12 protein-coding genes are annotated in these 14,815 nt (G+C 51.7%); 5 read left to right on the top strand and 7 right to left on the bottom strand.

The features are described from left to right. Window positions 1–4: 4 nt before the first annotated feature. The 5 genes from rpmI to ACT3TR_RS17010 form a co-directional block, all read right to left on the bottom strand. On the bottom strand, window positions 5–199 hold the full coding sequence (rpmI, locus tag ACT3TR_RS17030; RefSeq protein WP_009724291.1) for a 50S ribosomal protein L35: 195 nt from the start codon (window positions 197–199) through the stop codon (window positions 5–7). Window positions 200–281: 82 nt separating this feature from the next. Next, entirely contained in the window at window positions 282–773 is a 492-nt protein-coding gene (gene infC, locus ACT3TR_RS17025; protein ID WP_141393037.1) for a translation initiation factor IF-3, read from the bottom strand. 60 nt (window positions 774–833) lie between these two features. Beyond that, complete coding sequence (thrS, locus tag ACT3TR_RS17020; RefSeq protein ID WP_441685560.1) at window positions 834–2,756, bottom strand: threonine--tRNA ligase; 1,923 nt, start codon at window positions 2,754–2,756, stop codon at window positions 834–836. Window positions 2,757–2,976: 220 nt separating this feature from the next. Next, on the bottom strand, window positions 2,977–3,846 hold the full coding sequence (locus ACT3TR_RS17015; protein WP_096279833.1) for an OmpA family protein: 870 nt from the start codon (window positions 3,844–3,846) through the stop codon (window positions 2,977–2,979). 306 nt (window positions 3,847–4,152) lie between these two features. Next, window positions 4,153–4,620 (bottom strand): DUF2489 domain-containing protein, encoded by a 468-nt coding sequence (locus ACT3TR_RS17010; RefSeq protein WP_096279831.1) that lies wholly within the window; start codon window positions 4,618–4,620, stop codon window positions 4,153–4,155. Window positions 4,621–4,933: 313 nt separating this feature from the next. Here ACT3TR_RS17010 and ACT3TR_RS17005 point away from each other — a divergent pair, with 313 nt between their 5' ends. Beyond that, window positions 4,934–5,152 carry a hypothetical protein gene (locus tag ACT3TR_RS17005; RefSeq protein ID WP_096279829.1) on the top strand — a complete coding sequence of 73 codons (219 nt, stop codon included), beginning with the start codon at window positions 4,934–4,936 and terminating at the stop codon, window positions 5,150–5,152. A 46-nt stretch (window positions 5,153–5,198) separates the two neighbouring features. Here the strand turns inward: ACT3TR_RS17005 and hrpB are convergent, their stop codons facing one another. Further along, entirely contained in the window at window positions 5,199–7,643 is a 2,445-nt protein-coding gene (gene hrpB / locus ACT3TR_RS17000) for an ATP-dependent helicase HrpB (protein ID WP_444625899.1), read from the bottom strand. A gap of 7 nt (window positions 7,644–7,650) precedes the next feature. Beyond that, the gene (locus tag ACT3TR_RS16995; protein WP_444625900.1) at window positions 7,651–8,313 is read right to left on the bottom strand and encodes a TetR/AcrR family transcriptional regulator; all 663 of its coding nucleotides are present in this window, start codon (window positions 8,311–8,313) and stop codon (window positions 7,651–7,653) included. Window positions 8,314–8,527: 214 nt separating this feature from the next. On the opposite strand from ACT3TR_RS16995, the gene xdhA reads away from it, so the two are divergent. Genes xdhA through guaD form a run of 4 tightly spaced genes read left to right on the top strand, consistent with a single transcriptional unit; the run spans window position 8,528 to window position 14,675 of the window. Further along, window positions 8,528–10,057: a xanthine dehydrogenase small subunit gene (gene xdhA, locus ACT3TR_RS16990; RefSeq protein ID WP_444625901.1), complete on the top strand. Its 1,530-nt coding sequence runs from the start codon at window positions 8,528–8,530 to the stop codon at window positions 10,055–10,057. After that, a complete protein-coding gene (xdhB, locus tag ACT3TR_RS16985; protein WP_444625902.1) occupies window positions 10,041–12,479 on the top strand; it encodes a xanthine dehydrogenase molybdopterin binding subunit in 2,439 nt (812 codons plus the stop codon). The genes xdhA and xdhB overlap by 17 nt, the downstream gene beginning before the upstream one ends. Further along, window positions 12,476–13,357 carry a xanthine dehydrogenase accessory protein XdhC gene (gene xdhC, locus ACT3TR_RS16980; protein ID WP_444625903.1) on the top strand — a complete coding sequence of 294 codons (882 nt, stop codon included), beginning with the start codon at window positions 12,476–12,478 and terminating at the stop codon, window positions 13,355–13,357. Before xdhB ends, xdhC begins: the two co-directional genes overlap by 4 nt. Before the next feature lies 1 nt (window position 13,358). After that, the gene (gene guaD / locus ACT3TR_RS16975; RefSeq protein WP_444625904.1) at window positions 13,359–14,675 is read left to right on the top strand and encodes a guanine deaminase; all 1,317 of its coding nucleotides are present in this window, start codon (window positions 13,359–13,361) and stop codon (window positions 14,673–14,675) included. Window positions 14,676–14,815: the final 140 nt, after the last annotated feature.

The raw sequence follows: 14,815 nt of genomic DNA, 5'->3' as shown, positions 1-14,815 counted from the left end.
CGAATTATAAATTCGGCAGCATACGCTGGATAAGCGCTTTGTCGGATGCGTGAATCTGCTTCATACCACGCAGTTGACGCTTACGCTTAGTCGATTTCTTGGTCAAGATGTGGCTACGAAAAGACTGCTTATGCTTAAAGCCATTAGCGGTCTTTTTAAAGCGCTTCGCAGCGCCGCTGTTGCTTTTGATTTTCGGCATGAGGAATACTCCGCTCGATATTTTTTAGAAAACCCAGGGCCGACCACCGTGTTACCGGTGGCCCGTTGGCATCGCCGTTGGATCACTTCTTTTTCGGGGCAATAATCATGATCATCTGGCGCCCTTCCATTTTCGGGAAAGACTCTACCAAACCGATCTCTTCCAGGTCAGCCGCAATCCTTTCCATCAGCTTACGCCCGATGTCTTGGTGCGCCATTTCACGACCACGGAAGCGCAATGTGACTTTGCCCTTATCACCACCTTCAAGAAAGCGCGTCAGGTTTTTCAGCTTGACCTGATAATCGCCTTCATCGGTGCCAGGACGGAATTTAACTTCCTTAACCTGGATTTGCTTTTGCTTCTTCTTTTGAGCCGCTTTCTGCTTCTTGCTCTCAAAAACGAACTTACCGTAATCCATTATCTTACAGACAATGGGATCGGCATTTGAAATTTGCACGAGATCTAAGCTTTCGGATTCAGCACGCTCTAACGCTTCGGTGGTAGGCACTACGCCTAACTGCTCACCGTCGCTACCGATAAGACGTACTTCTTCTTCAACGATTCGCTCGTTCATTGGTGGGCGTTTATCTGCTGGACGCCCTCGCTGGTTGCTTCGCTTGATCGCTCCGTCTCCTTAGGCAATTGACGATGTCGCCAGGGCTGCTCTCTCGGCGGTGTGGCGCTCAATAAACTCATCGACCGTCATTGTACCGAGATTTTCGCCGCTACGTGTTCGTACGGCCACTGAGTCAGCTTCGACTTCCTTATCTCCTACCACAAGGAGGTAAGGAACTTTCTGTAACGTATGCTCACGGATTTTAAAGCCGATCTTCTCGTTCCTCAAGTCCGCTTTTACACGTAAGCCACTTTTTTGCAGGCGTTTCTCCAATTCTAACGCATATTCACGCTGTGAATCGGTAATAATCATGACGACAGCCTGCTGTGGAGCCAGCCATAATGGCATAGCCCCCGCATAATGTTCAATCAGGATGCCAATGAAACGCTCCATGGAGCCTACGATAGCACGGTGCAGCATGACTGGCGACTTCCGCTGCCCTTCTTCGGTCACATACTGGGCACCGAGGCGCTCGGGCATCATGAAGTCAACCTGCATGGTACCCACCTGCCACTCACGACCCAAGCAATCTTTCATATGGTATTCAATCTTGGGGCCATAGAAGGCACCCTCACCCGGTAGCTCTTGCCACTCAACATCGCAAGCTTTCAGCGCACTACGCAGTGCATCTTCGGCACGATCCCAAACGTCATCACTACCAATACGCTTTTCTGGGCGAAGCGCAATCTTAATCGCGATATCTTCAAAACCGAAATCGCTATATACCTTGAGCGCCTGACGATGAAAGTTAGTGACTTCGGGCTCAACCTGAGCCTCGGTACAAAAAACATGGCCATCGTCTTGAGTAAAGGCCCGTACACGCATAATGCCGTGCAAAGCACCTGAGGGTTCGTTGCGATGACACCCACCAAATTCACCAAAACGAACGGGTAATTCACGATAGCTACGCAAGCCGGAATTAAACACCTGAACGTGGCCAGGACAATTCATCGGCTTAAGAGCATACTCACGCTTTTCAGACTCGGTAAAAAACATACCGTCTGCGTAATTGTCCCAATGGCCTGATTTCTTCCAAAGCGATACATCCATAATCTGAGGACAGCGAATTTCTTGATAACCACCTTCTTTATAGACATTACGCATATACTGCTCGACCTGCTGCCATAGCGCCCACCCATTGGGGTGCCAGAACACCATGCCCGGCGCTTCTTCTTGCATATGGAAGAGGTCAAGTCGACGGGCTAGCTTGCGGTGGTCACGCTTTTCGGCTTCTTCGAGGCGCTTAATGTACGCTTTAAGCTGTTTTTTATCGCCCCACGCAGTGCCATAGATACGTGTAAGCATGGTGTTATCAGAGTCACCGCGCCAATAGGCACCCGCAAGCTTTGTTAGCTTAAAGGCCTTTAAATGGCGAGTATTCGGCACGTGCGGACCGCGGCACATGTCGGTATATTCTTCATGATGATAAAGGCGAATGGAGGCGTCATCGGGAATAGCGCTGATAATATCCTGCTTATAGGGTTCATCACGCTGTACAAATGTCTGCATAGCCTGATCGCGATCTACGTATTCGCGCACCACATCGTACTCGCGCTCAATCAGAGACTGCATGCGCGCTTCGATAGCTTCTAGGTCATCTGGCGTGATGGATTGACCAAACTCAATATCGTAGTAAAAACCGTCATCAATGACCGGCCCAATGGCCATTTTGGCGGCCGGGTACATCTGTTTAACCGCATGACCAATCAAGTGAGCACAGGAGTGGCGGATTATTTCTACGCCTTCATCATCCCGCGCAGTAATAATAGAAACGCGGGCATCTTGCTCAATCAAATCAGCAGCATCGACCAGCACACCATCAATCTTTCCAGCAATGCAGGCCTTAGCCAAACCAGGGCCAATGGATTCTGCAAGCTGCATAATGGTTAGCGGCGCTTCAAACGTTTTTTGACTGCCATCAGGCAGGGTCACAATAGGCATTCAGGTTCCTTGAGCGCAGTGGTGATCCATACCAAGGATCACATATCGCTATCAATGGTCTTGGGAGGCACTTAGCTTAACAATATAAACAGCGGCCAGCCTAGCAGACTGAGCGCTGCCTCAAAATAAAAACGGGAGGCCAAGGCCTCCCGCTTCTTTACCAAACTCTTGCTGACTAATCGCTATCTACGATTAGCAAAACCAGCAAAAATAGGTGTGATTACTTCCACTCGTCCAATTCTACGCGACGGTTCTGGAAGCGACCTTCTTCAGTTTCATTAGAGGCTACTGGCTGCTCTTCACCGAAACCTACAGACTGCATGCGGTTAGAAGCTACGCCGCGGCTAGCTAGGTAGCGCGCAACAGACTCAGCACGTTCTTGTGACAAGTTTTTGTTGTACGCATCAGGGCCGCGAGAATCTGTGTGGCCTTCGATGCTTACACGTACGTCGGTGTTGTTTACTAGACGCTCAGCAACACCGTTAAGTACGTTACGTGCATTAGAAGTCAACTCTGCAGAGTCGAATTCAAAGTTAACGTCTTGGAGTACAACGCTGTCCGGGCAACCCAGCGCATTAACTTCTACGCCTGCTGGGGTGTTCGGGCACTGGTCACGGTAGTCAGGCACACCGTCGTTGTCGGAATCAAGCGGGCAACCGCTTGCGTTAACTTCTACGCCAGCAGGTGTGCCTGGGCACTGATCACGGAAATCAGGCACGCCATCACCATCAGAATCTAGCGGGCAGCCCTGTGCGTCAACTGCAACGCCAGCAGGCACTTCACCGAAGCTAGGGCACTGAGGAGCGACAGGCTCAGGCGTACGATCAGCACACAGCAGACCACCAATAGCGCCACCAACAACAGCGCCTGTAGCGGCACCACTTTCTTCGTCAGAATCGCCGCTAACTGCATAGCCAATGCTGCCAGCGATAACACTGCCTGCCAAACCGCAAACAAACGGGTGGTTGTACCAGCTGCTGTCACTGCTAGCGCTTGATTGGCCGGAAGACTGAGAGGCCGAGCTGGCACAGCCAGATAGACCCACTACCAGTGCGGAACCGATTAGCAAGCCAGTCGTTGATTTTTTCATGTAAAACTCCTTCTTGATCCAATGCTGAAATGGTCTTAAGTGACCAAATCTATCCAATGCTTCTTATTTGCGAGAGCATCCATTTTTCGCCTGTTTCGCATTACTAAGTACAGCGCACTCAATCATAACGAAACGGTGTGCCTATCATTAACGCTTAAGCGCAAGAAGGCAACAATGCCAAGATATCAACTTCTTGCCAATACCGACATCATTCAGCATAGCAAAATTGCCACAATGGGCACTAAAAAGTTTGCGATGCCTTTTGGCGGCTCATGCCGCACAAAACTGATACTTCTTAATATAATCTCAATGCAATACATCTGCACCTTTGGCCCGCCATTCTAATACAGCTTTAGCCGCCGCCACTACTGCTTCTCGCATATCATCTTCTGCTGCTAATCTTTCTTTATCTTCTTGCATACGTTCACGGGCTGTCAGCTGCTGACGAGCCGAGTGAGTGTTCAAATGTCGCGTGCGATTAAAGTGCTCACTAAACGCTTGAAATGCCGGCCTTTCAGCCAAGCTAGAGTCAACAATCTCTAGTAGTACCTTACAACGCCATGCACCCTCAGTGATATCGACTTGCTGCTGAACTAATGCACTCGCCACATAGTCGAGATTTTCTAAGCTGTTCTGAAGCGCACGGCTATCTTCATCGCGTCGATACGCTTCTCTGCGACCAACCTCTTTGCGCAAGCGCCATGCATACAGGCACAGACCGATAACGACAGCAAGCGCCATCACAAATAAAATTAACGCCCCCGTTGAGCTCATAAAACCTCTCATTAAGCGTGTAAATTTCTTGACGAAAATTGTACACCCTTATACCCCCAATAAGCTAATAGCATATAATGATGAATATTAACGGCACCATAAGTCTCACCGGCAGGCCACAGACAGGCTTATAAAAACCCTTACGCTACGCCAGAATGTCCGACTGCCAGCATCACAGTCAAACAAGGCGGATAATCTGCAGATCAGGGAAGGAATCTGTGCATTTATATGCAGACAGGTGCCAATCTATAGCTTCAAATATGTAATAATCGACGCTAACTTATACGAATCGCGCCACCCGATGGAGTGCCTTATGATCAAGCGTCGCCCTACCCTGCGTATTAAGAGCGGCTTAGCTCTTGCACCGCTTTTATTGTTGGCAGGTTGCACTACTTATACTTGGCCGGATGGCTCAAAGAAAACCGTCATTGGTGTGGTACCCGATGATGAAAATCAACGCTATGAAGAGCAACAAGCTGATGGCGTACGCTATCGCATTCCCGATGAAATCCCTGACACCCGCAGTGAATAAATATGCAGTGAATAAATATAGTTTGGCTAATATAAATGAGGTCTGCTCACGGCTGACCTCGTTTTTTAGTATACGACGTCGCAAGTGCCGCTAGCGGGTCTTCAGGCCATGGGTGTTTGGGATATCGCCCGCGCATTTCCTTGCGTACATCTGGATAACCATTTTGCCAGAAGCTGATTAAATCCTGGGTGACTTGCACTGGCCTACGCGCAGGCGAAAGCAAATGAATCATCACTGCAACGGCTCCATTCGCCACCGTCGGCGTTATCCGCCAACCAAACGCTTCTTGCAACTTTAAAGCCAGTACTGGCGGGCGCTGTGAAAGGCAAGGCGCATAATCCAAACCAATATGTTTACCACTGGGCACATCGAGTGCTAACGGCGCTAGCTGTTCAAACTCAAGCTGCTGCTCCCACGTCAATGTATTGAGCAAATAGCGCCCTAGCGGAAGTTTTTCAATTTGACTCAGCCGATTTATACCGATCAAGTAGGGAGCCAGCCAGTTTTCTAGCGATGCCAGTAGTGCCTCCTCCGACCAATCCGGCCACGCTGCTCCAATATTGTCGCTCAGTAGTGACATCCTCCCACGCAGCTGCTGCAGCTGATCGCCTAGCAACCACCCGGGCTGCTGTCGAAGCGCGCCCAACAGCGCTTGTTTCACGGCCTCTTCGGGCAAGCGGGCTAGAGGCCGCCGGGCAATCACAAGGCTACCGTGCGCCTGCACTTCCTCACCAACTAAGCGGCCCTGCTCTTGCGACCATTCCACGCGTGACTGCCACTGGCTAATGCCAGGATATAGGGAGCACAGTGACGCTAGCGCCAACGACTCGCCGGTTACTATCCGCACCGGACCATTTGCCGCGCTATTGATCGCGATCGCCACTATATATGCCTGATGCGCCAAGGCATTACTTAATGACAGCGTGGCCGTTTTGCCATTGGCGAGTCGAAATTGGCCAGGACTTAGCTGTTGGCCAATGCGCTCAGGATAGGCCAGCGCTAGAAGAGGCCCTAGGGGCTCTAGCACCGTATCGCTAATGCGTACGCCTGCTTTTTTAGCCAGCCGTAGCACCTCACGCTGCCAGTTTGGGAAGCGCTTCGGGTGGCGAAGCCGCTGTGCTAATTCATCGGTCAGAGAACTCTGCGCTGTTTCACGCCCCTCCAATAGCGCTGCAAGGCCACAGGCCAGCGGCAGCGCTTTTAAATCACCGGCACGCTCTAGCATTGCGGCTAACCGAGGAGCTACCGGCCACTTGGCACAACGGGCACCTAGCGGCGTTAGCTTATGATATTGATCTAATACGCCTAGCTGCATCAGCAGCGCCTGACCACTAGACCAAGCGCCTTTTGGCGGCGATGTGACCCAACGCAAATCCTCTGGCGACGAGACTCCCCAACAGGCCAGCTCAAGCACAACGGCTGAAAGATCCGCCTGCTGAATTTCCGGCTCACCGTATGGCGTCAGCGTCTGCTCTTGAGCCCAAAGCCGAAAACACGCCCCTTCACGCTGCCGCCCAGCCCGCCCCCTGCGCTGATCAGCGCTCGCTCGGTTAATGCGCCGCGTCGTGAGTCGGGTTAATCCGCTTCGTGGATGAAAAAGAGGTACCCGCTCTAAGCCACCGTCGATGACGACGTTCATTCCATCGACGGTAATACTCGATTCAGTAATAGCAGTCGAAACAATAATGCGCTGCTGCGATGCACTCGGCGCCAAGGCCGCCTGCTGCTCAGCAATACTCATCCTTCCGTGCAGCGGCCGTACCGCCATATGAGGCATAGCGCTGTTCAGAGCGGCAACGACGCGACTGATCTCCGCCACGCCGGGCAAAATCACCAGCACATCTTGCGTGCCTGGCATTGCAAGCGCTTCGTTGACCACACGCAGCGTATGATTGGCATCACTCTCACCGCTCAGCCCAGGACGATAAGCGGTTACTACGGGATACTGGCGACCTTGACACTCTATGACAGGAACCTGATCACCCAGAATTCGCTTAAGAGCATTAACATCCAGCGTTGCCGACATCACCAGCAGGCGTAAATCGTCACGAATGCTGGCTTGAACATCCAATGCCAGCGCCAGCCCAACATCGGCATCGACGCTGCGCTCATGAAATTCATCAAAGATGATGCCAGCAACGCCTTCAAGCAGCGGATCATCCTGGAGCATTCGAGTGAGCACGCCTTGAGTCACTACCTCTAAACGAGTTTGCGCGCTAACACAGCTGTCGCCACGCATGCGATAGCCTACCGTTTGCCCAACCGGCTCACCCAGCTGCTGAGACATAAAGCTAGCGGCTAAACGAGCGGCAACACGGCGCGGCTCTAACAAAAGCAACTTCTGACCTTTCGCCCACTCAGCAGTTAGTAGCATCAATGGAACGCGCGTTGTTTTGCCCGCTCCCGGCTGAGCAATCAGCATTAGCCTATTACTGGAGGCTAAAACAGTTTTAATAGAATCTAGATGCTGATCAATAGGTAAGGCGCTCATGATAGGTTCACTTATCCATCAAAGAGGCGCCAGAGCCGGCCTGTATAACGCCGCACCCTTTTAAGATAACGTGCTCAAGAAAGCAGGAAATAGACTCAAGGTCCTCTGGTGTCAATGCATCTCGCCCTAGAACGCCGCTAACTTGGGCGCTATATTCAGTGTAGTGCTGAGTAGCTGACCAGATTAAGAAAATTAACCACCGGGGATCCACAGCATCCATTTTACCCTGCGCAGACCACTGACGAATGATAGCAGCGCGCGCCTCGACCCAATCGCGTAACTCGCCGGCTAAATAATCACTTAGAAAAGGCGCGCCCGCTAAAATTTCCGCCGCAAATAATTTTGATCCCGCTGGATAGCGCTGGCCAAGTATCATTTTTGTACGAATAAAGTCAGTGAGTACCGTTGATGGATCACTATCCGGAGTAATGTCTTCAAGGACTTCGTTCCAGCGGCGCATCATGCGGTCAAGCAATCGCATATAAAGTGCCTGCTTACTTCCCATGTAGTACAAGACATTCGCTTTAGGAAGCCCGGCTTGATCAGCAATTACTTGCAAACTCGCGCCACGAAAGCCGTGTTGAGAAAAGACCAGCTCAGCGGCAGTAAGAATACTGGCCTCTATTTTTTCACGACTCGGAGTTTCATAGCTGGTAGATACAGCGGTCATCAAACGTGTTCCTTAAATGATTGCCTAACGTACCTGGAACACATTGTTCGGCAGGGTTATTGGCTGCACTTAAACGTCACATCTTACACCAGCCTGCCCCAAGGTGGTGCGGTGAGCAAACACTTGCAAGGTGAGATGTTTTATCCCAAGCTCAATACATATTGACCGATCGGTCAGCACAATCCTGGTCTATACGATCACAGTGGAGTTTGTCATGGCAACGATTGCGTTCCTACTCAATGGCACCCTTCAGCGGTGTGACGTTTCACCCGATACGAGTATTTTAACCTTATTACGCGAGCATTTGGCTCAAACAGGCACTAAAGAAGGCTGTGCATCGGGCGATTGTGGTGCCTGTACCGTAGCGATCGGTGAATCAACGACGGGAACGCAAACGTTTAGTAGCGCTAATGCATGTATTACACCAGCCCATCAACTACAGGGGCGGCATTTAGTGACCGTTGAAGGGTTGACGAAAGAGAAGCACCTACACCCAGCGCAACAAGCAATGATTGAGTGCCATGGCAGCCAATGTGGTTTTTGTACGCCGGGCATTGTCATGTCTCTTTTTACCCTGCATGACGATATTTGCCAACGCTCTGCTCCGCGAGCATCTGAGCGAGCACAAGGACGATCTCAAGAGCTATTTCAAGAACTATCTCAAGCACTATCTCAAGGACTATCTCAAGAGCGCCTTGAAGCAACGCTGGGTGGCAATTTGTGCCGCTGTACAGGCTATCGCCCTATCCGCGATGCGGCGTTATGTATGAATGACATATCCTATGAGCGTCCCCAATGGTTTGACGCGGCGCTGCCTGTAGAAAAAGGTGAAACGCTATCAATAGATTCAGAAGGTAACGCTTCTTTTTTTGCCCAGCCAGAGTCTCTTGTCGAACTAACACAACTACGGCATCGAGCACCTGACGCACGTCTTGTGGCGGGTGGCACCGATCTGTGGCTGGAAACCACTCAACGATTGGCAACTCTTAATCAATTAATCGATATTTCCCGGGTTAGCGAGCTTCTCATCATTGAAGAGACAACGTTTGAGGGCCAGCCCGGCTGGTGGATAGGCGCAGGGGTCACTTATTCCAGACTTTATCCGTTATTTAAAGAGTACTTCCCCGCCTTTGCTCATCTTCTACACCGGCTGGGTTCTGAGCAGATTCGCAACCGAGGAACCCTCGGTGGCAACATTGCTAATGCCTCGCCCATCGGCGATACACCGCCAGTGTTGCTGGTATTAGGCGCCCAGGTAGAGCTCGCCAGTACAAAAAGGCATCGCTGTCTGTCGTTAGAGAATTTCTTTCTCGACTATAAAAAAACCGCATTAGCCACAGATGAAATTATCTCTCGCATTTTCATTCCCCAACCTGCTAAAAACCAACAACTACGGGTGTGGAAGCTATCCAAACGCCGCGAAGATGATATATCTGCAGTACTTGGCGCTTTTAGCTACCGCTTGGAACAGGACGTTATGCGAGATGTGCGCATTGCCTTTGGCGGTATGGCCGCAACGCCCAAGAGAGCCTTGAACAGCGAAGCGGCATTAGAAGGTCAAACGCTTTCACCAGACGGCTTTAGAGCGGCCCAGCAAGCCCTCGCCAGCGACTTTCAACCGATGGGAGATGTGCGCGGCAGCGAACATTACCGTCAACAGGCCGCTGCCAACCTGCTGGAACGGCTCTACCTGACGCTTTCAGCGCCCAACCAGAAGGTCATGCTCCATGCGTACGCTCACTAAACTGGATGGCGATAGCAGCCGCGCCCGCCGCGAACTGCATGACCACATTCAAGGGTCGGGTCCGCTAGCCCGCCATACCATTGAGAACCATGCCTTTGACAACACGGGCTCACGCCAAGCGGGCAACGCTAGCTATCATGAAAGTGCCGAGAAGCACGTGACTGGAAAAGCGGCGTATATCGACGACTTAAAAACGCCTGCCGATGCGCTGCATATTGCTCTTGGTTTGTCCCCCATTGCGCACGGCACTTTGACCAAGCTAAATCTCGACGCAGTGAAGCAAGCGGCAGGCGTTATTGATGTCATTACCTTCCACGACGTACCTGGCCATACTGACATAGGGCCAGTGTTTCCTGGCGACCCCATTTTTGTTGATACCAACATTAGCTACGCAGGCCAATGCCTGTTTGCCGTTGCAGCGACGTCACTACAAGCAGCCCGACGAGCGGTAATCCTCGCAAAGATTGATATTGACGAACAACCTGCCCGTCTCGATCCGGTCGAGGCTACCGAGCGCGAAGAATTTGTGCGTCCAACCCACGTACAAGAGCGCGGGGACTGGCAGCAAGCCTTACATCATGCCGAGCAACTCATCGAAGGCAACCTGTTCATCGGCGGGCAAGAGCACTTTTATTTGGAAGGGCAAGCTTGCGTTGTGCTGCCAACCGAAGATGAGGGCGTGATTGTCCAGACCTCTAACCAGCACCCGAGTGAAACACAAAAGCTCGTTGCGGAAGTGCTTGGCATTCCCTTTCATGCGGTAACGGTCGAAGTTCGCCGCATGGGTGGGGGCTTTGGAGGAAAAGAAACCCAGGCATCACCATGGGCTTGCATTGCCGCCATCATCGCCCGTCGTACTGGCAAAGCAACTCGCTTACGGCTGCCCCGTCGCGAGGATATGCACGCCACGGGAAAACGCCACCCCTTCCATAATCGCTATAAGCTTGCGATTGACGCGCAAGGGGTTATCCAAGGCGGTGAAATTACCGTTATTGGCGACTGCGGGTATTCACCGGATCTTTCCGACGCTATCGTTGATCGTGCGATGTTTCATGCTGACAATGCCTACTCGCTTGGCGATGTGAAAGTAACCGGACACCGCGCCAAAACACATACGGCGTCCAACACGGCGTTTCGAGGCTTTGGTGGCCCCCAAGGCATGATGATCATTGAAGCAGCCATGGATGATATCGCTCGCCAAGTGGGCGAAGACCCTCTAACAATCCGCAAGCGCAATTTTTATCGTAAAGGTCGTGACGTTACCCACTATGGCCAGCAAGTCGACCAGCAGCAGCTTTTGCATACGCTGGTCGAGACGCTGGAAAAAGACAGCGACTACTGGGCACGCCGAAAAGCGATTAGCGCATTTAATGTTAATAGCCCAGTGATTAAAAAGGGCCTCGCGCTCACTCCGGTTAAGTTTGGCATTTCATTCACTGCGCAGCACCTCAACCAGGCCGGTGCACTACTACACGTATACACCGACGGTAGCGTCATGATTAATCATGGCGGCACCGAAATGGGCCAGGGACTGCATACTAAAATCTGCCAAGTGGTCGCCCGGGAACTGGGCCTTGATTTAGACAATGTGCGCATTAGCGCAACACGTACCGACAAGGTACCCAACACCTCACCCACCGCTGCGTCTAGCGGCGCTGATTTGAATGGCATGGCGGCACGCGATGCGGCGAGCAAGCTGCGTGAACGCCTTTTTGACTTTGCGACCGAGCACTTTTCTGAGGGACTAGACCGTGAAGGCATGCGCCTGGCAGATGGTATGCTGATCGCGGGTTTCGGGGAAAGTAAGCGCAGCATTCCATGGGGTGAACTGATTCAAACGGCTTATCTCCATCGCATTTCACTATCAGAAAAAGGCTTCTATGCCACTCCGCTGATTCACTATGATCGCTCAGTCGGCCAGGGTCGCCCCTTTTACTACTATGCGTTTGGCGCGGCGGTAGCCGAAGTCAGCGTGGATACGCTCAGCGGCGAGTATCAGGTCGATCGTGTCGACATTTTGCATGACGTGGGCGAAGCACTGAATCCAGCTATTGATATGGGGCAAGTAGAGGGTGGCTTTATACAAGGGATGGGCTGGCTAACCAGTGAAGAGCTAAAATGGAACGACAAAGGTGTGCTCGTTACAGATGGCCCTGCGACCTATAAAATCCCTACCTTTGGCGACCTACCCGCTGTTTTTAACGTTGCCCTGCTGGAAGGCCACCCTAACTCCATGGCAAGCCTTTATCGTTCCAAAGCCGTCGGTGAGCCCCCTTTTATGCTGGGTATTTGTGTATGGTCGGCGCTGCGTGATGCGCTTTCTAGCTTAACGGACTACCAGTTATCGCCTCATTTAGATACTCCAGCAACCCCTGAACGCGTCATGCTCGCGGCAAATTTGATTAGGAAGAAAGCGCTGTGACTCTACAAATCGCCAACACATGGCATGCGGCGCTTGATTACTTTCAGCGCACAGGCACACCACATGTTCTCGCGACCCAGATCACCAGTGCAGGATCGACTCCCCGTGAGCCTGGCGCTCGAATGATCATTACCGAAGATGCTATCTTCGATACGCTAGGCGGCGGTACGTTTGAGTGGCAAACCATTGCTGCCGCACGTGCGCGCTTGGCAGAACAGTGTTACGGACTCAGCTTAGAAGCCTTTTCATTAGGCGGACGCAGCGGCCAGTGCTGCGGCGGTTCCGTCAACATACTGTTAGAAGTCTTTTCAGGGTCATCAGCAATGCTTGCCGTGTTTGGTGCAGGCCATGTTGGCCGTGAAATCGTTAAGCTAAGCGCCCCCTTACCTTGGCAGTTATATTGGTACGACAGCCGCAGTGATGCCTTTGATAATATTTGTGAAAACACACAACGTCACCCTCGCCTGACCTATCAAGCGCTACATGATGCTCAGCAATGCGTGGCCGAACTGCCGTCATGCGCACATGCGCTGGTACTCACGCATAAACATGATGAAGATTACGCACTGATTGCAGCGCTTATTCAGCGAGATGACCTAGGTTCCATTGGGTTAATTGGCTCTGAAAGCAAATGGGCAAGCTTCCGTGGGCGCCTTCAACGTGATGATTACACCGCTGAACAAATTCAGCGGGTACGCAGCCCCATCGGCTGTCTTCATGGTAAAAAGTTGAGCAATAAGACGCCCTATGCGATTGCTTTGACTGTGATCACTGAGCTGCTCTGGCTGGCTGACACGCCTGCCCCACAGGACACTCGTGGCCTCGATCCTCAGGCGCTGCGAGCACTATTTGACGAATCCTCTACTACCACGAGTTGATATGATTTCCTCTACCGATACGCTTATTCGCGCCGAATTGATTAGCTTTGCACGCGATCCTGGAGACGGCGACACACCACAACCGGGTAGCCTCGAGCACTATGGCGATGGATTACTTTGGTTAAAAGGCCAGCATATTCATGCCGTAGGACATTTTTCGGAGATAGCACCCTCGCTGCCAGAGGGTAGCCATGTGCTGGACTATCGCGATAAATTAATCATGCCTGGGTTTATTGACACCCATGTGCACTATGTCCAGCTCGACATTATGGCATCATATGGTCGACAGCTACTGGACTGGCTAAACGATTACACATTTCCGGAAGAGTGTCGCTTTGCCAATCATGCGCATGCTGAAGCTTTATCTAATGCGTTTTTAGATGAAATGCTGCGAGCAGGTACAACATCAGCCCAAGTCTTTGGCTCTAGCCATCCTGGCTCGGTAGATGCCTTTTTCACAGCCTGCCAAAAACGACAGCTGCGTATGCTCGTTGGCAAGGTGCTGATGGATCGCAATGGCCCAGAGGCGCTGATGGACGGCGCATCTGGCATTGCAGATAGCGAGCGCCTCATTGAAGATTGGCACGGCAATGGCCGGTTGGGATACAGCGTAACACCACGTTTTGCGCCGACATCGACCAAGACACAAATGGATGCTGCCGGCGCTCTTCTACGCAATGATTCAAGCCTTTGGCTACAAACACACTTAGCCGAAAATAGCGGTGAACTAGATTGGGTAGCTGAACTTTTCCCAGGCAGCCGTGACTACCTAGCAGTTTATGAAGAGGCAGGCTTAGTAGGCCCTCGCAGTACTTTTGCACACGGCATTCATCTGACTAACGGCATGCGTCAACGCTTAGCGGATAGAGGCGCTAACGTTGCTTTTTGCCCTAGCTCCAACCTTTTCCTTGGCAGCGGTTTATTTGACCGAGAAGCAGCCGACCAAACAGGTATGGCATTTACATTTGCCAGTGACATCGGCGCAGGAACGGATCTATCAGGCTTTGCAACGCTCAAAGCTGCCTACCAGGTGGGCCAACTAGGCGGGCAACCACTTACCGCATGGCAAGGATTTTATGGCTTAACGTTGGGTAACGCTAAAGCTCTCTCTCTGGACAGCTATATTGGGCGTCTGGCTCCTACTCTGGAGGCCGACTTCATCGTCATCGACACTCGGGCGACACCATTACTGTCTCGACGAGTAAGCCATTGCACAACGCTTGGGGAGCGGCTTTTTGCCTTGATGATGCTGGCCGATGATCGAGCTATTTATGAAACCTGGGCCGGTGGTCAATGCCAGCATCGCAGAGACCTATAACAGCATGCTTAAAGCCGCTTCATAAGCGGCTTTAAGACTTTGTGTATCTCGCAAATGTATCTCTAAAATTAAAAAAAATGCCAAAAAAAATCCCCCGGGGCGTTAGCCTCGGGGGATTTTTCGTATAAGTGCCTGACGAT

The sequence above is a fragment of the Halomonas sp. AOP12-B1-6 genome, assembly GCF_052379225.1.
GTDB classification, from domain to species: Bacteria; Pseudomonadota; Gammaproteobacteria; order Pseudomonadales; family Halomonadaceae; genus Vreelandella; species Vreelandella casei.
Note: the sequence above shows the minus strand (reverse complement) of the source record. Positions and strands in the feature narration are given on the sequence as shown.

What these genes read in the sequence shown, in the direction of transcription:
- rpmI (WP_009724291.1), bottom strand. Translation starts at nt 199, where the DNA reads ATGCCGAAAATCAAAAGCAACAGCGGCGCTGCGAAGCGCTTTAAAAAG.
- infC (WP_141393037.1), bottom strand. Translation starts at nt 773, where the DNA reads ATGAACGAGCGAATCGTTGAAGAAGAAGTACGTCTTATCGGTAGCGAC.
- thrS (WP_441685560.1), bottom strand. Translation starts at nt 2,756, where the DNA reads ATGCCTATTGTGACCCTGCCTGATGGCAGTCAAAAAACGTTTGAAGCG.
- ACT3TR_RS17015 (WP_096279833.1), bottom strand. Translation starts at nt 3,846, where the DNA reads ATGAAAAAATCAACGACTGGCTTGCTAATCGGTTCCGCACTGGTAGTG.
- ACT3TR_RS17010 (WP_096279831.1), bottom strand. Translation starts at nt 4,620, where the DNA reads ATGAGCTCAACGGGGGCGTTAATTTTATTTGTGATGGCGCTTGCTGTC.
- ACT3TR_RS17005 (WP_096279829.1), top strand. Translation starts at nt 4,934, where the DNA reads ATGATCAAGCGTCGCCCTACCCTGCGTATTAAGAGCGGCTTAGCTCTT.
- hrpB (WP_444625899.1), bottom strand. Translation starts at nt 7,643, where the DNA reads ATGAGCGCCTTACCTATTGATCAGCATCTAGATTCTATTAAAACTGTT.
- ACT3TR_RS16995 (WP_444625900.1), bottom strand. Translation starts at nt 8,313, where the DNA reads ATGACCGCTGTATCTACCAGCTATGAAACTCCGAGTCGTGAAAAAATA.
- xdhA (WP_444625901.1), top strand. Translation starts at nt 8,528, where the DNA reads ATGGCAACGATTGCGTTCCTACTCAATGGCACCCTTCAGCGGTGTGAC.
- xdhB (WP_444625902.1), top strand. Translation starts at nt 10,041, where the DNA reads ATGCGTACGCTCACTAAACTGGATGGCGATAGCAGCCGCGCCCGCCGC.
- guaD (WP_444625904.1), top strand. Translation starts at nt 13,359, where the DNA reads ATGATTTCCTCTACCGATACGCTTATTCGCGCCGAATTGATTAGCTTT.